The sequence below is a fragment of the Streptomyces sp. NPDC059567 genome (genome assembly GCF_042735655.1).
Lineage (GTDB): Bacteria > Actinomycetota > Actinomycetes > Streptomycetales > Streptomycetaceae > Streptomyces.
Genome location: NZ_JBHWBS010000047.1, coordinates 36,818 through 55,493 on the forward strand (window position 1 = coordinate 36,818; position 18,676 = coordinate 55,493).

Consider the following 18,676-nt stretch of genomic DNA (forward strand, 5'->3'; position numbering starts at 1 on the left):
TTTCCCTGATTTTCTTGTGCGCCAACGCGGGGGTCCACGCGCCCCCCCCCCCCGCGGGGGGGGGGCACACCCTGGCGGAGGGGGGCGCGTCCGGCCCCCCCCGCGGCCGGCTGATGGAGTCGGCGCGGGGCGACGGCGCCATGGTGTCCCTGCAGGCGTCGGAGGAGGAAGTCGACGCCTTCCTGGCCGAAGGGTACGCGGGCCGGCTGGCGGTCGCCGCCGTGAACGGCCCCCGGTCCGTGGTCGTCTCCGGCGACGCGGACGCGGCCGCCGAGGCCACCGCGCACTGGCGGGGCCAGGGCCGCAAGACGAAGCGGCTGCGGGTCAGTCACGCCTTCCACTCGCCCCATATGGACGGCATCCTCGACGCGTTCCGGCAGGCCGTCTCCCAACTGTCCTTCAAGCCGCCGGTGATCCCGCTGATCTCCAATCTGACCGGCCGGCCAGCGACCGCCGACGAGCTGTGCTCCCCCGGCTACTGGGTGCGGCACGTCCGCGAGGCCGTCCGCTTCCACCCGGGCGTCCGTCACCTGGAGGACCAGGGGGTGCGGGTGCACATCGAGCTCGGCCCGGACGGGGTGCTGGCGGCGCTCGCCGGTCAGAGCCTGCGGGAGGAGCCTCCGGTCCTCGTCCCGGCGCTGCGGGGCGACCGCCCCGAGCTGCGGACGCTCCTCGCGGCGCTCGGCCTGGCCTGGGCGCACGGGCGCCCGGTGAGCTGGGGCGACGCCTCCGGTACCGGCCGTCGCGTACCCCTCCCCCCGTACGCGTTCCAGCGGCGCGCGTACTGGCTGAACGGACCGGCCCTGCGGCCCGCCGACGACGCGGCCGCACCCTTGATTCCGGCGCGGGACGGCGGCTCCGATGTCGTCGATGCCCTCGGACACCCCGTCCTGCGCCGGCACCTCGCCGAGCTCGGCCCCCGGGAGCGGGAGGCGGAGCTGCTGGAACTGGTGCGCGTGTCGGCGGCCTCGGTGCTCGGGCACGAGTCGGCGGCGGAGATCGCCCCGGACGCAACGTTCCTGGAGGCGGGGTTCACCTCGTTCACCGGGCTCGAGCTGCGGAATCTGCTGAGCGACGCGACGGGTCTCGAACTGCCCGCGGCGGTCGCCTTCGACCATCCGACCCCGGCCGAGCTGGCCCGGCTGCTGGCAGCGGAGATCGGCGGGGAGCGGTCCGGCGGGGAGGCAGGATAGAATACGGGGTCATACCCCGGTTTGGTGCCGCTGCCGTCGCCGACGGGAGCGGCACCGTTCCCAGCACGGCAAGGAGAAGACAGCCCGATGCGCGCAGACGCCCGCCGCAATTACGAGCGACTCCTGTCCGAGGCCAAGAAGGCCTTCGACGAGCACGGTATCCACACGTCACTCGACGACATCGCCAAGCAGGCGGGGCTGGGCAACGCGACGCTCTACCGCCACTTCCCGACCCGGGAGAGCCTGCTGGAGACGATGCTCCGCGACAGCATCTCCGAACTCGGCAGCACCGCACGCGAGTTGCTGACCACCGAGCCCGCCGGAGCGGCGCTGGCGACCTGGGTGCGGGCGGCGGTCGCGCACGCCACGACGTACCGCGGTCTCGTCACGATGCTGATGGACAGCCTGAAGGACGAGACGTCCGAGCTGAACAACGCCTGCACGTCGATGCAGTCGTCCGGCCAACAGCTGCTGGAGCGCGCGCAGCGAGCGGGCGAGGTACGGGACGACACGACGGCCTCCGAGCTCTTCGCCCTGATCGCAGCAGCGGCATGGACCCGGGAACACGCCCCGGAAGAAGCCGACCAGGTCCTGACGGTCCTCATCGACGGTCTGTGGCCACCACACCGCTGACGGGCCGCGGGCGGGCGGACCTTGGGTACCGGGTCGCGGGCTGGGCCTAGGCCGCCACGCCGGTGACGGGTCGCGGGCTGGCGGGCCTTGAACACCGCACCGCGGGGCAGGTCGCGGGCGGGCGAGCCTTGGGTACCGGCCGCCGACGGTCCGCGGGCCGGCGAGCCTAGGCCACGCGGCGCTGACGGTCGCAGACGGGCGCAGACGGGCGCAGACGGGCGCAGACGGGCGCAGACGGGCGCAGACGGGCGCAGACGGGCGAGCCTAGGCCGCCGCGCGTCCACCGGGCGAGAGCTCGCAGGCCTTGGCCAGCGCGAACCACCCGGGCGAGCACTCGGCGGGCTTCGGCCACCGGGCTCCCGTCCGGACGGGAGCGCGACCGGCCATGGCCGGTTTCTCGCCGGCCGCACGGGCCCGCCCGGTCGGGGGCGCTCGCTCAGCGGGGCAGGCGCGCCAGCCTGCGGGTGATCAGTGCGGCGAGCTCGTCGGCACGGTCCGCCAGATAGAAGTGCCCGCCGCCGGAGAAGACGGTGCAGGCGAACTCCCCCGTGGTGTGGGCCTGCCAGGCCCGCGCCTCCTGCTCGGTCACGCGAGGGTCGCGATCGCCGAGGAGGACTTCCACGGGCGTCGGGACGACCGCGTCCGGGCCCGGGCGGTAGGTCTCGATCGCCCGGTAGTCCGCGCGCAGCGGCGGCAGGACCAGCTCGCGCATCTCCGGGTCGTCGAGCAGCGCGGCGGAGACCCCGCTGAGCCGCTCCGTCTCGGCGATCAGCGCGTCGTCGTCGAGCAGATGAAACGCCTCCGACCGGTGTGTCGACGGCGCCCGCCGTCCGGAGGCGAACAGGACCGCCGGTTCACTGAGTCGTGCCGCCTCGAACGCGACGATCGCCCCCATGCTGTGGCCGAAGTACGCCGGCCGGCGGTCCGCCCACGGCTCCAGCGCGGCCACCACCCCCGCCGCGAGCTCCCGGACGTCGTCCACGGGAGCCTCCGCCCGCCGGTCCTGACGCCCCGGATACTGGACGGCCAGCACCTCGACGGTCGGACTCAGCAGCCGCGAGAGTCCGTGGAAGTAGCTGGCCGAGCCTCCCGCATGGGGAAAGCACACGAGCGGTATCCGCTCCGCGCCACCGGGGGCCGGCGCGTGAAAGCGCCTGATCCACACCTCGCTGTCGACCATCAGCCCCGTCATGCCTGCACTCCTCGCGTCCGGATCACCTACAAACCCCGCCGATCCTGCCCCACCGTCCTTAAGCCCGGATTACGCCCGCACCACGAGCCCCGCCCGCACCCCACTCCATGCGCCGCCCGTCGGCTCCCGGCGCGCCGGTCGCACCTGTCGCACCCGTCGCGCCTGCGGGCCCGGTGGCACCCGCGGCTCCCGTTGAGCCCGTCGCGCCTGCGGCCCCGCGCCGCGCGTACACGCCCCCGCTCGCACCCCGGACGCAGGGCGTCCGTACCCCGACTCCGTCAACGCATCCGTCAGCATCCCGTCCTCACCTGCCCGGTCGGGTGAATACCGGCCTTCCGGCGGGGCGCGTCCCGTGAGGCCAGTGACCGGGGCCCGGCGCGCGTCGTTGGCTCGGGCGGAGCCGGACCGCCCGGCCCGCGCGCCGGCGGCCGCTGCCGGTGCGTCGTTCTCACGTGTGGCCCTCCCTCACGGGAAGGGCCTGGGCCGAGGAGGCCGCCATGTCCCAGGAAGCCGCGCCTGAAAGGGCGATGCCCGAGCAGCCGGTCCAGCATTCCGTGCCCGAGCAGAAGGGCCCCGGCGCATCCAAGGGCCTGCTGCAGCAGATGGAGGAGCTGATGGCGGCGCTCACCGCCGATCTGTCGCAGCTCGACGCCGACCTTCAGTCCTCGGCGGACCGCCATGAGCCCCCCGCCAAGGGCGAGCCGCTCACGGGCTGAGCACTCTCCGGCCGCCCACCGCCCGTTTCCACGGCGGGCGCCCCCGCGGTTCCCGTTCATGACGGCCCCGCCGGGCCCGCCCGCTCACGGGCTACATCGGGCGGCCGGTCCCGCTCCCGTACCGCGAGCCGGCGCAGCATCCCCCGCACCCGGTCGTTCGACTCGTCGGCCGCGTCGATCGCCTCGATGCACTGCCAGTAGAGCCCCTCCTCGTCGGTGACACAGGCCACGCCCACAAGAGCGATTCCCACCTCCCCCAGAAGCGCGCTGAGCGCCGTCAGCGCCACGCGCGTGTCCCCCACTCCGGTCAGCTGAGTGGCTCTCAGACCGCCTGTACGCAGCGCGGGGTGGTCGACCACCGCGCGCCCGCCCCCTATCTCGCTCAACCCCCGCGCCTCGCCCCGCAACTCCAGCGGTCCGCCAAGCGCGAGATGACTCCCCATCGCCTGGGCGAGGGCCTGTGCCTGCCACGCCTCCGCCACGATGTCCAACGCTTCCCTGCTCCGCGCCAGCGCGTTCCGCCCCGTCGCGATCAGTCGCTCCGCTTCCATCGACGCCGCCCCCGTTCGTACGACTTACTGCCCACTCACTCCACTACCCAGAGTGAAGCTGCCTGAGCCCCAACGCCAGAGGAATTCGGAAATCTGTGGACAGGAAGCTCGACGGGGAAATCCCGATCACTCCGAAGAGTGACGATCATCGTTCTCGACGGCACCCGCGAGCCGTCCCGAGGCCAACCCCCGCGGCAGCGCACCCCGTTCCGGTCGATCGTCGCCTCCTGGGAGCGCCTTGCCTCACCGCTCCAGCTCCACGACCGACACCCCTGGCGTCTCCCGGGCATGCACGGCGGCCGTCTCCCCGACGGTCGCCACGAGCCTGATGTGTCCACCGGCACAGATGGTGCTGGCGAGGCCCAGCAGCTCCCGGATCTGACGACGATCCAGCCCCCGGTCGAACCCGTCCGCGAGCACGGTCAACGTCCGCATGGCGTCCGGGACTTCGGCGAGCTGGTCCATGGCGAGCACACCCGGACCGGTGAGGAGGACGAGCGCGAGCGCGAGATAGCGGAGTTCCCCGTCGCCGAGCCGCCCCAACGGAGTGGCCACCCCGCGCTCCAGGACCGCCCGCACCCTCCCGTCCGGCAGTTCCTCGACACCGAGCCCCGTCACCGGCCCCGCGCAGCCCGCGCCCGCGACCGAGGCCAACCGGGCATGCCGGCGCGGGCAGTCGGTGCGGGTGCGGTGCAGCACCTCCGCGAGGTTGTCGCAGCCACGCCGCAGCCGTCCCTCCCCCGTCGGCACGGGTGCGCGCATCCGGTCGGGCCGGGGGTCGCAGACGAAGACCGAACGCAGCGCCACCACCACCTGTTCCGCCGCGGCCAGGACCTCCAGCTGGCCCTTCGTCTTTCCGGCGACCCTCAGCGGCAGGAGGGCCGTGCCCAGCAGGTCGTCGGGGAACGGCGCCCGCGTGACGGGGGTGGCCCCGGCGGTGTGCCATTCGGCCTGGACGGCGTCGCGGCCCGGGTCGCGGAGGGCGGTGGTGAGCAACGTACGGCCGCGGCAGGTGAGCCGTTCGCCGACGATTCGGAGCCGGGGTTCGGCCTGTACGGCGATGTCGAGCTGGACGGGGCCGACCGGGCCGTCGACCGTGCACCCGATCCTGAACCCCCGCCTCCCCTGGGCGTCGGGCCTGGCGCGTTCGGGAACGCAGTCGGCCGCGTCGGGAAACACTGTGGCCAGATCGTCACCCGCACCCAGTCGCGCCAGCGCCTCGTACGCCAGCAGAGCACTGGACTTCCCGCTCCCGCTCGCCCCGGCGAAGAGCGTCACCGGCCCCAGGGGGTGGACGGCCGCGCGGTGGGAGGCGAAGGCGGAGAGACGCAGCTCGGTGACGGCGGGGCGGGCGGGCCGCCGCGTGGAGTCGCCGATGCGATGCCGCAGCACGTCACCCGGGGAGTCGTGCGAGGAGTCACGCACGACGTCGTACGCGGCGTGGTGCCCGGCGTCGTACGCGGCGTGGTGCCCGGCGTCGTACGCGGCACGGTGCGCGGTGTGGTGCGCGGTCTCCCGTGCGGGAGCGGGAGCGGGAGCGGGAACGAGGGTGGAGGTGGCGGAAGTGTCGGAATCGGGCGTAAGGCCGCCGGTGGAGTGCATGATCGGACCGTACGCAGACCGATGTATGACGAACCGTTACGCCGAGATGACCTTCCTACGATCGGGGGACGGCGACCCCCATGCCGTCGTCCTCCGACTCCGGCGCGCCCTCGACCTCGGTGCCGGCCGGGGTCAGCAAGAAGACGTTGCGGTCGACCCGGTGCATGGAGCTGCCGAGCCCGAAGACGACACCGCTGCTGAAGTCCAGGATGCGCTTGGCCACTTCGGTGTCGGCGCCGGTCAGGTCCAGCAGCACCGGGATCTGGGCGACGAGGTATTCGGCGACCTCGCGGGCATCGGCGAAGACCTGCACCCGCAGGACGACCATGCGGCGCTGCTCGGCGGCCTCGTACGGGTCGTGCATCGCGCGATGGTCGACTCTGGACGGCCATTCGTCACGGCCGCGCAGGGGGACGACCTGCGCAAGGCCCTCCCACTGCTCGTCGGTGACGTCGTACCTCTCGTACCTACTCATGCACCCATCCTCCCGTCCCTCACTCGTTCGGCCCAACAGCGACACGACCCGACTCGACGTGACTCTCTACAAGTCGACAAAGCAGGAGCCGAAGGGGCCGAGCCGAAGGTGCGAGTCGAAGTGCGAGCCGACGGCGACAGGGGCGCGAGTGGACGCCACTCGACCCGGTTCGCGCCCCTCACCGCTCGACCGGCAGCCCCCGCGGCTCCTTGATCCGCTTCATGATGATCTGCGAGTTGACCTCGGTGACCCCGGTCAGCGAGGTCAGCCGCTCGATCCAGAGGCGTTCGTACGCGGCGAGGTCGGCGACCGCGATCCGGAGCAGGCAGCCGGGACTGCCGAAGAGGCGGTGGGCCTCGATGACGTCGGGGATGTCCCGCAGCGCATCCTCGAAGGCCTCGACGGTCTCCCGGTCGCGCCGGACCTCGATGGAGACGAGCACCTCGAAGCCCCGCCCGACCGCCGCCGGATCGATGACCGCGCGGTAGCCCTGGATCACCCCGTCCTCCTCCAGCTGCCGCACCCGCCGCAGGCAGGCAGAGGCGCTGAGGCCGACGTGCTGGGCAAGCTCCAGGTTGGTCAGCCGACCGTCTTCCTGAAGCTCGCGCAAGATACTGCGATCAATGCGATCCATGACGCAATTATGCACCGCGGAATTCATGATTCCGCGCCCGAATCCGCAATCACATTCGACACAAGCTCGCCTATCGTTGCGAGTGCGACGACCTTCGACCTCCGGGACAGACAGACATGCAGTGGACACGCGACGACCGGCCCCGCCGGATCACCCTCATCAGCACCGGCGGCACCATCGCCAGCCGCTGGCAGGGCACCGGATACGCCGCCGACGCGTCCGGTGACGACGTCCTGGCCACCTCCGCCCTGCCCGAGGGCGTGGCGGTCGAGGTCGTGGACCTGTTCAACGTCAACAGCTCCCGGATGACCAGCGCCCGGCAGCTGACGCTGCTGCGCGCGGTCCACGCGGCCCTGGCCGACCCCGGCGTGGACGGCGTCGTGGTCACCCACGGCACGGACACCCTGGAGGAGTCGGCGTTCTTCCTGGACCTCCACCACTCCGACCCGCGGCCGGTCGTCTTCACCGGCGCGCAGCGCCCGCTCGGTACGGGGGACGGCGACGGCCCGGGCAATGTCTACGACGCCCTGCAGGTCGCCGCTTCGGTACATGACCTGGGCGTCCTCGTCGTCTTCGACGGCCGGGTCCACGCGGCGCGCGGCACGGTGAAGACGCAGACGCTCGCGGCCGACGCGTTCGCCGACCCCTCCGAGCAGGGTCTCGGCAAGGTGGGGTTCGGCAGCGTGGACATCCGCCGCAGCCCGGACCGGCCCACGCCGCTCCCCCTCCCCGTGGCCGGGGGCACCCCGCCCCGGGTCGACCTGGTGATGCACCACAGCGACGGCGACCCGCTGTTCCTGAAGACGTCCGTCGCGGCCGGCGCCCAGGGCGTCGTGCTGGTCGGCACCGGCGCGGGCAACGCCACCCCCGAGATAGCCGAGGCCGTCGCGGACGCGGTGGCCCAGGGCACCCTCGTCGCGCTCAGCACCCGGGTCCCCGCGGGTCCGGTCGCGGAGATCTACACCGGCGGCGGAGCCGTGGACCTGGTGGCCGCGGGCGCGGTGCCGGCCGGAACGCTGCGCGCGGGCCAGGCCCGGATGGCGGTCCTCGCGACCCTCTTGTCCGATGTCGCCCCGGACCGACGCCCCGCACTGCTGCACGGCCTCCTGAACGGCCCCACCCGCGCCGAACCCGCACTGACGGCGGCGGGCTCCCGCTTCTCCGGCGGCTCCTGACCACGCGCCGGCGTCCGTCCCCTTCCCCTCCTCCGACGGACGCCGGCCCTCCTCCCTCCCCCGACGGACGCCGGCCCTCCTCCCTCCTCCCTCCTCCCGGCGGGTCCACCCGCCCGGGCACCTCGTCGTGCCCTCCCCACGCCTCACCTCAGAACCCCTCCCCTCCCCTTAAGGCACTGACCTCGATGAAGACTGTCTCCCGCCGTGAGCACGACCTCCTCGGAGAGCGGGAGGTGCCCGCCGACGCGTACTGGGGCATCCACTCCCTGCGCGCCATGGAGAACTTCCCCATCACGGGAACGCCGATCTCCGTCTACCCGCAGCTGATCGACGCGCTGGCCGCCGTCAAGGAGGCCGCCGCGCTGACCAACGAGGAGCTGGGCCTGCTCGCCCCGGAGAAGGCGGCCGCCATCGTCGCCGCCTGCCAGGAGATCCGTTCCGGGAAGCTGCACGACCAGTTCGTCGTCGACGTCATCCAGGGCGGCGCCGGAACCTCGACGAACATGAACGCCAACGAGGTCGTCGCCAACCGGGCCCTCGAACTCCTCGGCCACGCCAAGGGCGACTACCAACACCTGCACCCGAACGAGGACGTCAACCTCAGCCAGTCCACGAACGACGTCTACCCGACCGCCGTCCGGATCGCGGCGATCACGGCGGTCCGCGGGCTGCTCCAGGCGACGGCGGTCCTCCAGGACGCGTTCGCGGCGAAGGCCGTGGAGTTCCGCGACGTCCTGAAGATGGGGCGCACCCAGCTCCAGGACGCGGTGCCCATGACGCTGGGCCAGGAGTTCTCCACGTACGCCGTGATGCTGGACGAGGACCGCAACCGGCTGGCCGAGGCGGTGGAGCTGATCCACGAGATCAACCTCGGCGCCACGGCGATCGGTACGGGCCTCAACGCCCCCGCCGACTACGCCGAGACGGCCCGCCGCCATCTGTCCGAGATCACCGGGATGCCGCTGGTGACCTCCGCCAACCTCGTGGAGGCGACGCAGGACTGCGGCGCGTTCGTCCAGCTCTCCGGCGTCCTCAAGCGGCTCGCGGTCAAGCTCTCCAAGACCTGCAACGACCTGCGCCTGCTGTCCTCGGGTCCGCGCGCCGGCCTGAACGAGATCAACCTCCCCGCCGTACAGGCCGGTTCGAGCATCATGCCCGGCAAGGTCAACCCGGTGATCCCCGAGGTGGTCAACCAGGTCGCGTTCGAGGTGATCGGCAACGACATCACGATCACGATGGCGGCGGAGGGCGGCCAGCTCCAGCTGAACGCCTTCGAGCCGGTGATCCTGCACTCCCTGGCGAAGAGCATCACCTCGCTGCGGGCCGCCTGCCTCACCCTCGCCGAGCGTTGCGTCGCGGGCATCACGGCCAACACCGAGGAGCTGCGCGCCGCGGTGGAGAACTCCATCGGCCTGGCCACGGCCCTCAACCCGCACATCGGCTACACGGCGGCCACCGCGATCGCGAAGGAGGCCCTCCTCACGGGTCGCGGCGTCGCCGAACTCACCCTGGAGAAGGGCCTCCTGCCCGCCGAGCGCATCGCGGAGCTCCTCACCCCGGAGCGCCTGACGGGCACCGCGAGCCCGCTCCGTCAGGAGCTCATCTAGGACCTCCGCCAGGAGACCGCTCGAGGGACCCCTCACGAGACCCGCTAGGAGACCCGCTAGGGCGCGTATCGAGTCGTGATCGATTTGCGGGATGTGCCTTCGTGGCACGGTCCGGTCCGATCGACGGTCCTACGTGACGCGAGTGCAACTGACCGATCCGGATGGGGAGTTCATCGAGCCGTACCTGCCGATCGGCGAGTGCGGCCCGTACCCCGAGCGACTGCGGCAGCAGTTCGAGGGCGTGATCCGGCGGTTCAAGACGGGCGAGCAGTGGCGGGAGATGCCGACGGAGTTCGGCGCCTGGTCGACCGTCCACAACCGCTTCCGGCAGTGGCGTGAGCCGGCGTCTTCGAGGCCCTGCTGGAGGGCCTGATCACGGAAGCCGCGAAGCGGGGTGAGGTGGACCTGTCCCTGGTCAGCATCGACTCCACCACCGCCCGAGCCCACCACGACGCGGCCGGGATGCACCTCGACGAGCTGCCGGACGCCAAGGGCGGGCAGGAGTTGAGTCAACGGTCAACCAGCCGTGGACGCGGGGCCCCACCCGTGGATTCCGCGTCGGTGTCGTCGGTGCCGACCGGGCCGCGGGGAAGCATCCGGTCCAGCCACTTCGGCAGCCACCAGTTGGTCCGGCCGAGGAGTGTCATGGTCGCCGGTACCAGCACCATGCGTACGACCGTGGCGTCGATGAAGATCGCGGTGGCCAGGCCGAGCCCGAACATTTTGGTGGAGGGGTCCTCGGCGACGGCGAAGGACAGGAAGACCGCCACCATGATGAGGGCGGCCGAGGTGATGATCCGGGCGGTGCGCGAGACGCCCTCAACGATCGCCGTGCCGTTGTCGCCGGTGCGCAGGTACTCCTCGCGTACGCGGGAGAGGAGGAACACCTCGTAGTCCATCGACAGGCCGAACAGGATCGCGAAGAGGAACATCGGGATGAACGACACGATCGGAACCGTCGCTTCCAGCCCGATGAGTGCGCCTCCCCAGCCCCACTGGAAGACCGCGACCATGATGCCGTAGGCCGCGCCGATGCTCAGCAGATTCAGCAGTACCGCCTTGAGCGGTACGAGTATCGAGCGGAAGACGAGCATCAGCAGCAGGAACGACATCGCCAGCACGGCGGCGACGAACACCGGCAGGCGTTGGCTGGTGCGTTGGCCCACATCGGACAGGCTCGCGGCGGCGCCGCCGACGTGGGCCCTGGCCGGGCCGTGCCCGATCGCCGTGGGCAGCACGTCGGTGCGCAACCGGGCGATGGTGTCGGCCGTGGCCTTGTCCTGAGGGCTGGTGGTCGGGAACACCACGAGGGTCGCGATGCCGGTGGCCCGATCGATGTGCGTCGGCGCGACGGATGCGATGCCCGGATCCGCCGCGACCGCCCCGACGAGCCGGTCCAGCACTCCCGGATCACCGGTGGGGTCCGCGGCGATGACGAGGGGACCGTTGGTGCCCGGGCCGAACCCCTCGGCGACGAGGTCGTAGGCCCGGCGCTCGGTACGGCTGTGGGGCAGTGAGCCGTCGTCGGGCAGGCCGACGCGCAGGCCGAGCACGGGCAGCGTCGCGGTCAGCAGCAGCCCCGCCGCGCCGACCGCGTACGGCACCGGGTGCCGGCTGACGTGCCCGATCCAGCGACGCCACCCGGCGGCGTGGGCGGCGCCTGTCGCCGGGTCCCGCCGCCGCGGCAGTCGGCCCGGCTTCCTGGTCTGCAGAGCCCGGCCGATCCGGCCGGCCCGGGCCAGGCGTGGGCCGGCGGCGCCGAGGAAGGCCGGCAGCAGCGTCACCGACGCGAGCACCATGGTCAGGACGACGATCGAGACGGCAACCCCGCCCACCGTCATGAACGGCACGTTCGCGACCGCCATGCCGAGGATCGACACGACGACGGTTCCGCCGGCGAAGACCACCGGCCGCCCCGCCGTGGCCACCGCTCGCCCCGCCGCCTCGTGCGGATCGAGCCCGCGCGCGAGGTACTCCCGGTGCCTGGCGAGCACGAACAGCGCGTAGTCGATGCCCACTCCGAGCCCGACCATGCTGCCCAGGACCGGTGCGAAGGTCGGGACGTCCGTCACCCCCGCCAGTACCGTCATCGTGGCGACCCCGACGGTCAGTCCGAAGACCGCCATGCCGATCGGCAGCGCGGCGGCGACGAGCGAACCGAACGCCAGGAACAGGATCGCGGCCGCGGCGACGAGGCCGATCAACTCGCTCACGCCGCCGTCGGGGTCGGAGAAGGCGTAGAAGAGGTTCCCGCCCATCTCGATGCGCAGGGGCAGTTCGGCGCGCAGCCGGTCGCCGAGATCGACGAGGGCGTCGAGGTCTTCGGCCGACAGCCGGCTCTGGTCGGGGTACTGCACCCGGACGACCGCGATCCGCCCGTCGGCCGAGACGAGGCCGCCGCGCACGGCGGTGTCCCCGCCCGCGTCGAGCGCCCCCGCCGGGTCGCTCGTGCCGAGCACGTGCGGCAGCCGCTTCACCTCGGCCCGCAGCCGCGTGAGAGCGGTGCGCGCGCCGTCGTCGTCGAAGAACGTCGCAGCGCCGTCGAGGGGGGTGACGACCACTTGGGCGGTCATCCCCTCCTGGCCGGTGCCGGCCCGCTCGATCAGTTCCGCGGCCCGCTGGGAGTCCAGTCCCGGAGCGGTCATCGAATCCGCATTCCGCCCGCCGAAGGCAACGGCGGCGAGGACGGCGAGCGTGGCGGCGATCAGCCATGCCGCGATCACCCGCCAGGGATGGCGGGCGGCGCTTGCGCCCAGGCGCAACAGGGCTTTCGAGAGCATCGGGTCCTCCAACCACCTCGTCGGCCGTCCTTGTACGGCCGCCGATGCCGAGGCTCGTCGCCACGGCGCTCCGCGGCATCGGCCCGCGGGCCGCGGATCCGTCGACCCCGGGGCGGAGTGACGACCCGTCCTTTCGGCCGATGCGCGGCACGCCGCGGTCCCTAGGCTGAGAACCGTGCTCCGAGACGACCTGCGAACCCTGTGGACCGAACCCCGGCCGCCCGACGCGCCCGCCCGGGTGCGGCGGGACTGGGCGCTGCTCGCCGCGGGCCTTGCCGGTGTGGCGCTGGAGGCCACCCTGCGCGAGAACGTCGTGTGGCGGCCGGTGGCGGTGGTGTTCGCCGTATGGCTGTGCCTGCTGCCCCTGTGGCGCCGGACCCGCCCGCTGGCGATGGTGACGCTGGCGTTCGGCTCGGTGATCCTGCTTCAGGTGGCCTCGCTCGTCGCCGCACCGCGCGAGCCCGTCGGCCTGTACACCGGCGCGGTCGTGCTCGTGCTGGTGTACGCGCTGCCCCGGTGGGGATCGGGACGCGAGATCGTGCTGGGCGGCGCGGTGATCCTCGTGGCCGGCGCGCTGTGTTCCGTCACGGACGAGACCCCGGTCGTCGAAAATGTCGTGGGCTTCGTCTTCCTGCTGCTGCCCGGCGTGGTCGGGGCTGCCGTGCGGTTCCGGGTGACCGCTCGCGAGCGGCAGTTGGAGCAGGTGCGCTCCCGCGAGCGCGAGCAGCTCGCCCGGGAACTGCACGACACGGTGGCCCACCACGTGTCGGCCATGGTGATCATCGCCCAGGCGGGCCGGGTGCTCGCGGGCACCGACCCGTCCGCCGCCGTCGAGGCGCTGGAGGGGGTCGAGGAGGAAGGGGCGCGCACGCTGGAGGAAATGCGCGCCATGGTCGCCGCGCTGCGCGACCGCGGGGTCGGCGCCGAGCTGGCGCCCCCTGCCGGCGTCGCGGATCTGGAGCGCCTGGTGCGCACCCCGGGTGGTCGCCTCAGGGTCGACCTGGGGCTCGACGGCGAACTGGACGCGCTGCCCCCGGCCGTGGACGCGGCCGTCTACCGGATCGTGCAGGAGTCGGTGACCAACGCGCTGCGCCATGCGGTCGACGCGACCGAGCTCGTCGTCCGGGTCGCCGCGGAACGGCACACGGTACGGGTGAGCGTGCGCGACAACGGCCGGCGCACCGGCCGGGGGCGCGACGGATACGGACTTACCGGACTGCGCGAGCGCGCGACCCTGCTCGGCGGCACACTACGAGTCGGCCCGGGTACCGACCGGGGCTGGCATGTCGAAGCCGAACTGCCGAGAGCGAGGAGCGAGAGCGGTGTCCATTCGCGTCCTCGTCGCTGACGACCAGACGATCATCCGCACCGGGTTGCGGATCATGCTGAACGCCCAGCCCGGCATCGAGGTGGTCGGCGAGGCCGCCGACGGACAGGAAGCGGTACGTCTGGCCCGCGAACTACGCCCCGATGTCTGCCTGTTCGACATCCGCATGCCCGTACTCGACGGGCTCGAGGCCACCCGGCTGGTCGCCGGCCCGGGCGTCGCCGACCCGCTGGCCGTGGTCGTCATCACCACGTTCGACCTCGACGAGTACGTCTACGGCTCACTGCGTGCCGGCGCCCGCGGATTCCTCCTCAAGGACACGGGACCGGACCTTCTGGCGCAGGCCGTACGGTCGGCGTCCGACGGTGAGGCGCTCATCGCGCCCAGCGTCACCGTCCGCCTGCTCCAGGCATTCGCGGACCTGCCCGCCGGCCGGCCCGTGGCCCAGCCGGTCTCCCCCGTCACCGCCCGCGAGGAGCAGGTGCTCCTCGCCGTCGCTCGCGGGCTGACCAACACCGAGATCGCCGATGCACTGCACATCAGCCTCAGCACGGTGAAGACGCATCTGGCCAGCCTGATGGCCAAACTCGGCGCCCGCAACCGGGTCGAGATCGCGATGTGGGCCTACGAAACGCGCCGTATCCTCCCCGGAACCTGAGCCGGGTGCCGGGCCGTGTCCCATGAGTCCCCGCCCGGACATCAGTGCACCGGTCGGCTCACGTCGGCTCCACGTGCCTCACCCGCCCCAGAGCGTGACGTACCAGGAGGCCGGAACTGGGACGGTGAGACACCCGATACGACAAGACTCCCGACAGCTACCTCGCCAGTCTCCACCTGCACGCCTCGACGATCTGGATCAAAGACCTCACCAGGACCACCCGATGATCACGACTCGATACGCGCCCTAGGAGGCGTTCGACTTCGGAGAGCTCGTCACCACCGTCGGTGCACAGTGGCTTTGGTGCCGGTCACCAGGCTTGCCGGTGGAACGTGATCGGCCACGACCGCGCCGGCGGCGATCACGGCGTCACGGCCAATGGTGACGCCGGGCAGGATCGTGGCACCGGCACCGATCCACACGTTCTCCGCAACGTCGATGGGCGCGCCGGTGAGGTACAGCCGCCGCTCCTCGGGATCGACCGGGTGGCCACTGGTGATGAACGTGACCTTCGGGCCGACCATCACGCGCTCGCCGAGCCGGATACCGGCGTAGTCCAGGAAGGTGCAGTTCTGGTTGATGAACACGCGCTCGGCGAGGTCGAGGTGGAGACCGTGGTCCGTGTAGAAGGGCGGATAGATCGTGACTCTCGGCGGCAGCGGCCTGCCGAGGATCTGTTCCCACAGTTCGGCCTTGCCCGCTTCGTCCTCGAAGGGCAGCACGTTCAGGCGGGAGGTGAGTTCGGTGACCCGCAGGACCCTCTCGGCCATGGCCTGGAACTCGGCGCTGTGGATGCGCATGAGACGGTCGCTGGGCATGCCGCGATTCTTTCTCGTGTACGTACAGCGGGACAAGATCCAATCGGAGGTCTTTCCTCCCGGTGCTTCATCCCGGAACAAGCTTCTTGGTCCGGAGCGTCACGCTGAACTCTGTGGTCCCTGGCAGCGGCCACGGGCTGACCGGCCCGCTGTTCCCTCGAAGACACGACTGGCGTCGATGCGCCTCAACCGGGCGCGTCTCAGGTCAGGCTGTCGAACTCGCCGAGGAAGGCGCCGACCACTGCCACGACGGCCCCGCCGGCGAAGAGGAGGCCGATACCGAGGGTGAAGGCGACCAGGATGGCGTCCCGGATCCGCCGTCCCCGCGACTGCAGCGGCAGTACGCGGCCGGGGTCGCGTGGGTCGTACGCCGCCTCGATGCTCCAGGTCGGGATGGAGTGCCGCACGGTGCGGACCACGCCGCCCGGATCCGTGTACGCGTACAGGCCGGGCTGCTCCTGGAGCCGGACCGCGGCCGTCCGGACGCCGTGCCTCCGCAGGTACCGCTCCTCGACCGGTACGTACGCGAGGAACGCTCCGAACGTGAGGATCAGTATCCCGAAGAAGCTGCACGGGATGATGATGATCATGGCGGCCGGGCTTCCCGACAAGCCCACGAGCACGCATGAGCCGATGGCCACCAGGGTCGCGACGAGCGCGCCGCGCTTCATCCCGCGAAGCCAGTTCCGGTAGCTCGGCTGGTACAGGCGCTCGCCCGAGACGAGGTCCGCGCCGTCGATCGCCTCCGTCTCCTCGGTCCGCCCTGGCAGGGCCGCGTTCACGGCGTCGGCGAAGGCGACGGCAGCGGCGGCGTCCACCACGTCCCAGACCCGGTGGACGTGCGTCGTGTCCGTGGTCGGCGCGGCGGTCAGCTCGATCGTGACGGACTGCCCCTCGGCGAGTACACGACTGATGGCCTTCAGCGGGATGTGCGTCTGCTCGTGCGGATGGCGCACGATCAGCGCATCGTTCTCCACGAGCGCGACGGTCTCCTTGCCGGCGTGGAGAACGGGTATGTGAGAGGTGATCGACATGTGCGTGATGGTAGGCGTGGAGGGCGGCGCCCGGGAGCCCTTGGGTGCACGGGCTGGATGCCCTGTCGTGCGGCCTCGCTGAGGAAAGCACCTGGATGCCGCGGAGCCACCCGCTGCCCTTGGGGGCACGCGGACGGGGCGGCGTACTCCGACGGGTGTCGGGGTAGCGCCGCCCCGGGGTGGGACGAGTTGCGGGTGGTGGCCCGCGTGTTCATCTCGCCTACTTCGGGTCGCGGTTGAACGACGCCTTCGACCAGAAGTAGCCGAGCACGGTCAGGGCCAGGCACCAGGCGACGGCGAGCCAGCCGTTGTGGCCGATCTCGGTGCCGAGCAGCAGGCCTCGGAGGGTCTCGATGGCCGGGGTGAAGGGCTGGTACTCGGCGATCGGCTGGAACCAGCCCGGCATCGCGTCGACCGGAACGAAGGTGCTGGAGATGAGCGGCAGGAAGATCAGGGGCATCGCGTTGTTGCTGGCGGCCTCGGCGTTCGGGCTGATCAGGCCCATGCCGACGGCGATCCAGGTGAGCGCCAGGGCGAACAGCGTGAGCAGGCCGAACGCCGCGAGCCATTCCAGGGCGGAGGCGTCGGTGGAGCGGAAGCCGATGGCGACGGCGACGGCGCCGACGAGGACCACGCTCATCACGCACTGCAGCACGCTGCCGATGACATGGCCGATGAGAACGGAGCCGCGGTGGATCGCCATCGTGCGGAAGCGGGCGATGATGCCCTCGGACATGTCGGTGGAGACGGACACGGCGGTCCCGATCGTGGTGCCGCCGATGGTCATCATCAAGATGCCCGGGACGACATACGCGATGTATGTGGAGCGGTCCGCGCCGCCGATGCCGGCGCTCATCACGTCGCCGAAGATGTAGACGAAGAGCAGGAGCAGCATGACCGGCGTGAGCAGCAGGTTCAGGGTGAGCGACGGGTAGCGGCGGGCGTGCAGGAGGTTGCGGCGCAGCATCGTGTTCGAGTTGCGTACCGCGAGGGAGAGGGTGCTCATCGGACTGTCTCCTTGCGCTGGTCGGGGACGGTGGTGTCGCCGGTGAGGGCGAAGAAGACGTCGTCGAGGTCGGGGGTGTGCACGGTCAGCTCGTCGGCCTCGATGCTCGCGGAGGCCAGCCGGTCGAGGATGGAGCGCAGGTCGCGCTGGCTGCCGTCGCTGGGGATCTGCAGTGCCAGCGCCTCGTCGTCCCTGGTGACCTCGCGCAGTGCGGAGGCGGCGCTCTGGTACGCGGAGGGGTCGGAGAAGCGGAGCCGGACGTGTCCGCCGGGGATCAGTCGCTTGAGCTCCTCGGCGGTGCCCTCGGCGGCGATCTTGCCGTCGTTGAGCACGGCGATACGGTCGGCGAGCTGGTCGGCCTCTTCCAGGTACTGGGTGGTGAGGAAGACGGTGACGCCGCCCGTGACCAGCTCGCGGATGATCTGCCACATGTTGTGCCGGGAGCGGGGGTCGAGGCCGGTCGTCGGCTCGTCGAGGAAGATGATCCGCGGGTTGCCGACCAGGGTCATGGCGATGTCGAGGCGGCGCTTCATGCCGCCGGAGTAGGTGGAGGCGGGCTTCTTCGCGGCCTCCACCAGGTCGAAGCGCTCCAGGAGTTCCGCGGCCGTGCGGCGGCCTTCCTTGCGGGAGAGCAGGTGCAGGTCCGCCATGAGGAGCATGTTCTCCTCGCCCGTGATCAGGCCGTCGACGGCGGAGAACTGGCCGGTGACGCCTATCGCGGCGCGCACGGCCTGCGGATCGGCGGCGAGGTCGTGGCCGCCGACGCGGATCTCGCCGGAGCCGGGGCCGGGGGAGATGAGGGTGGAGAGAATCTTGACGGCGGTGGTCTTGCCGGCGCCGTTCGGGCCGAGCAGGGAGAAGATCGCTCCTTCCGGGACGGCCAGGTCGACGCCGTCGAGCACGGTCTTGTCCCCGTAGGACTTGCGCAGCCCGTTCGCCGCGATGGCCAGGTTGGTCATGAGGAGTGCTCCTTTTCGAGGCTGCGGGTCAGAGGCTGTCGGCGGTGATGTCGCCGTGGGAGGTGGTGGCGCGGATGTCGAGTTCGGCGGTGCCGTCGTTCTTGAGGTTGTTGCTGACGCGGCCGTAGGAGGTGCCGGCGTCCAGGGAGGCGGAGACTCCGGCGGCGGTGGAGACCGAGATGTCGCCCTGCTGGGTGCTCAGAGTGACCGTGCCGCGCACCGCTTCGGCGATCCGGATGTCGCCCCTCTGGGTGCTGATCTCCGCGGGGCCGCCGAGGCGGCCGACCTCGACGTCGCCGTCGGTCGCGGTGAGGCG

General features: G+C 71.7%; 18 protein-coding genes and 1 pseudogene. 8 read left to right on the forward strand and 11 right to left on the reverse strand.

Annotated elements, in window-relative coordinates; translation table 11 throughout:
- A partial coding sequence (locus ACFVZW_RS21330) for an acyltransferase domain-containing protein (RefSeq protein WP_384523496.1) occupies nt 1-1,193 on the forward strand: 1,193 nt, incomplete at its 5' end.
- Nucleotides 1,194-1,280: 87 nt separating this feature from the next.
- On the forward strand, nt 1,281-1,826 hold the full coding sequence (locus ACFVZW_RS21335) for a TetR/AcrR family transcriptional regulator (RefSeq protein ID WP_384523498.1): 546 nt from the start codon (nt 1,281-1,283) through the stop codon (nt 1,824-1,826).
- 436 nt (nt 1,827-2,262) lie between these two features.
- Here the strand turns inward: ACFVZW_RS21335 and ACFVZW_RS21340 are convergent, their stop codons facing one another.
- Nucleotides 2,263-3,018: a thioesterase II family protein gene (locus tag ACFVZW_RS21340; protein ID WP_384523500.1), complete on the reverse strand. Its 756-nt coding sequence runs from the start codon at nt 3,016-3,018 to the stop codon at nt 2,263-2,265.
- Between the two features lie 497 nt (nt 3,019-3,515).
- Between ACFVZW_RS21340 and ACFVZW_RS21345 the strand changes: the two genes are divergently transcribed.
- Nucleotides 3,516-3,734: a hypothetical protein gene (locus ACFVZW_RS21345; RefSeq protein WP_384523501.1), complete on the forward strand. Its 219-nt coding sequence runs from the start codon at nt 3,516-3,518 to the stop codon at nt 3,732-3,734.
- A gap of 56 nt (nt 3,735-3,790) precedes the next feature.
- Here ACFVZW_RS21345 and ACFVZW_RS21350 read toward each other — a convergent pair whose 3' ends face one another.
- From ACFVZW_RS21350 to ACFVZW_RS21365, 4 genes are all read right to left on the reverse strand, one after another.
- On the reverse strand, nt 3,791-4,285 hold the full coding sequence (locus ACFVZW_RS21350) for a DUF6099 family protein (protein WP_384523503.1): 495 nt from the start codon (nt 4,283-4,285) through the stop codon (nt 3,791-3,793).
- 243 nt (nt 4,286-4,528) lie between these two features.
- The gene (locus tag ACFVZW_RS21355) at nt 4,529-5,887 is read right to left on the reverse strand and encodes an AAA family ATPase (protein WP_384523505.1); all 1,359 of its coding nucleotides are present in this window, start codon (nt 5,885-5,887) and stop codon (nt 4,529-4,531) included.
- Between the two features lie 55 nt (nt 5,888-5,942).
- Nucleotides 5,943-6,362 carry a cell division protein SepF gene (locus ACFVZW_RS21360; RefSeq protein ID WP_329114784.1) on the reverse strand — a complete coding sequence of 140 codons (420 nt, stop codon included), beginning with the start codon at nt 6,360-6,362 and terminating at the stop codon, nt 5,943-5,945.
- Nucleotides 6,363-6,540: 178 nt separating this feature from the next.
- Nucleotides 6,541-6,996, reverse strand: a complete 456-nt coding sequence (locus ACFVZW_RS21365) for an Lrp/AsnC family transcriptional regulator (RefSeq protein WP_384523507.1) — start codon at nt 6,994-6,996, stop codon at nt 6,541-6,543.
- 116 nt (nt 6,997-7,112) lie between these two features.
- On the opposite strand from ACFVZW_RS21365, the gene ACFVZW_RS21370 reads away from it, so the two are divergent.
- The 3 genes and pseudogenes from ACFVZW_RS21370 to ACFVZW_RS21380 all read left to right on the forward strand — a co-directional run.
- On the forward strand, nt 7,113-8,171 hold the full coding sequence (locus tag ACFVZW_RS21370) for an asparaginase (RefSeq protein ID WP_384523509.1): 1,059 nt from the start codon (nt 7,113-7,115) through the stop codon (nt 8,169-8,171).
- Between the two features lie 185 nt (nt 8,172-8,356).
- Nucleotides 8,357-9,778, forward strand: a complete 1,422-nt coding sequence (gene aspA, locus ACFVZW_RS21375; RefSeq protein ID WP_384523511.1) for an aspartate ammonia-lyase — start codon at nt 8,357-8,359, stop codon at nt 9,776-9,778.
- Between the two features lie 133 nt (nt 9,779-9,911).
- Nucleotides 9,912-10,294 (forward strand): annotated as a pseudogene (locus ACFVZW_RS21380) (transposase); the annotation flags it as partial.
- Here the strand turns inward: ACFVZW_RS21380 and ACFVZW_RS21385 are convergent.
- Nucleotides 10,288-12,558 (reverse strand): MMPL family transporter, encoded by a 2,271-nt coding sequence (locus ACFVZW_RS21385; RefSeq protein WP_384523513.1) that lies wholly within the window; start codon nt 12,556-12,558, stop codon nt 10,288-10,290. The pseudogene ACFVZW_RS21380 and the gene ACFVZW_RS21385 sit on opposite strands and share 7 nt — an antisense overlap.
- Nucleotides 12,559-12,733: 175 nt before the next feature.
- Between ACFVZW_RS21385 and ACFVZW_RS21390 the strand changes: the two genes are divergently transcribed.
- Nucleotides 12,734-13,906: a sensor histidine kinase gene (locus ACFVZW_RS21390; protein WP_384523515.1), complete on the forward strand. Its 1,173-nt coding sequence runs from the start codon at nt 12,734-12,736 to the stop codon at nt 13,904-13,906.
- Entirely contained in the window at nt 13,881-14,543 is a 663-nt protein-coding gene (locus tag ACFVZW_RS21395; RefSeq protein WP_384523517.1) for a response regulator, read from the forward strand. Before ACFVZW_RS21390 ends, ACFVZW_RS21395 begins: the two co-directional genes overlap by 26 nt.
- A 275-nt stretch (nt 14,544-14,818) precedes the next feature.
- Here the strand turns inward: ACFVZW_RS21395 and ACFVZW_RS21400 are convergent, their stop codons facing one another.
- The 5 genes from ACFVZW_RS21400 to ACFVZW_RS21420 all read right to left on the reverse strand — a co-directional run.
- Nucleotides 14,819-15,361, reverse strand: a complete 543-nt coding sequence (locus ACFVZW_RS21400; protein WP_384523520.1) for a DapH/DapD/GlmU-related protein — start codon at nt 15,359-15,361, stop codon at nt 14,819-14,821.
- A 200-nt stretch (nt 15,362-15,561) separates the two neighbouring features.
- Nucleotides 15,562-16,395, reverse strand: coding sequence for a hypothetical protein (locus ACFVZW_RS21405; RefSeq protein WP_384523522.1), 834 nt, complete (start codon nt 16,393-16,395; stop codon nt 15,562-15,564).
- A gap of 220 nt (nt 16,396-16,615) precedes the next feature.
- Nucleotides 16,616-17,401, reverse strand: coding sequence for an ABC transporter permease (locus ACFVZW_RS21410; RefSeq protein ID WP_384523523.1), 786 nt, complete (start codon nt 17,399-17,401; stop codon nt 16,616-16,618).
- Nucleotides 17,398-18,360, reverse strand: coding sequence for an ATP-binding cassette domain-containing protein (locus ACFVZW_RS21415; protein WP_384523525.1), 963 nt, complete (start codon nt 18,358-18,360; stop codon nt 17,398-17,400). The genes ACFVZW_RS21410 and ACFVZW_RS21415 overlap by 4 nt, the downstream gene beginning before the upstream one ends.
- Nucleotides 18,361-18,388: 28 nt before the next feature.
- On the reverse strand, nt 18,389-18,676 hold a 288-nt coding region (locus ACFVZW_RS21420), incomplete at its 5' end, for a DUF4097 family beta strand repeat-containing protein (RefSeq protein WP_384523527.1).

What these genes read in the sequence shown, in the direction of transcription:
- ACFVZW_RS21335 (WP_384523498.1), top strand. Translation starts at nt 1,281, where the DNA reads ATGCGCGCAGACGCCCGCCGCAATTACGAGCGACTCCTGTCCGAGGCC.
- ACFVZW_RS21340 (WP_384523500.1), bottom strand. Translation starts at nt 3,018, where the DNA reads ATGACGGGGCTGATGGTCGACAGCGAGGTGTGGATCAGGCGCTTTCAC.
- ACFVZW_RS21345 (WP_384523501.1), top strand. Translation starts at nt 3,516, where the DNA reads ATGTCCCAGGAAGCCGCGCCTGAAAGGGCGATGCCCGAGCAGCCGGTC.
- ACFVZW_RS21350 (WP_384523503.1), bottom strand. Translation starts at nt 4,285, where the DNA reads ATGGAAGCGGAGCGACTGATCGCGACGGGGCGGAACGCGCTGGCGCGG.
- ACFVZW_RS21355 (WP_384523505.1), bottom strand. Translation starts at nt 5,887, where the DNA reads ATGCACTCCACCGGCGGCCTTACGCCCGATTCCGACACTTCCGCCACC.
- ACFVZW_RS21360 (WP_329114784.1), bottom strand. Translation starts at nt 6,362, where the DNA reads ATGAGTAGGTACGAGAGGTACGACGTCACCGACGAGCAGTGGGAGGGC.
- ACFVZW_RS21365 (WP_384523507.1), bottom strand. Translation starts at nt 6,996, where the DNA reads ATGGATCGCATTGATCGCAGTATCTTGCGCGAGCTTCAGGAAGACGGT.
- ACFVZW_RS21370 (WP_384523509.1), top strand. Translation starts at nt 7,113, where the DNA reads ATGCAGTGGACACGCGACGACCGGCCCCGCCGGATCACCCTCATCAGC.
- aspA (WP_384523511.1), top strand. Translation starts at nt 8,357, where the DNA reads ATGAAGACTGTCTCCCGCCGTGAGCACGACCTCCTCGGAGAGCGGGAG.
- ACFVZW_RS21385 (WP_384523513.1), bottom strand. Translation starts at nt 12,558, where the DNA reads ATGCTCTCGAAAGCCCTGTTGCGCCTGGGCGCAAGCGCCGCCCGCCAT.
- ACFVZW_RS21400 (WP_384523520.1), bottom strand. Translation starts at nt 15,361, where the DNA reads ATGCCCAGCGACCGTCTCATGCGCATCCACAGCGCCGAGTTCCAGGCC.
- ACFVZW_RS21405 (WP_384523522.1), bottom strand. Translation starts at nt 16,395, where the DNA reads ATGTCGATCACCTCTCACATACCCGTTCTCCACGCCGGCAAGGAGACC.
- ACFVZW_RS21410 (WP_384523523.1), bottom strand. Translation starts at nt 17,401, where the DNA reads ATGAGCACCCTCTCCCTCGCGGTACGCAACTCGAACACGATGCTGCGC.
- ACFVZW_RS21415 (WP_384523525.1), bottom strand. Translation starts at nt 18,360, where the DNA reads ATGACCAACCTGGCCATCGCGGCGAACGGGCTGCGCAAGTCCTACGGG.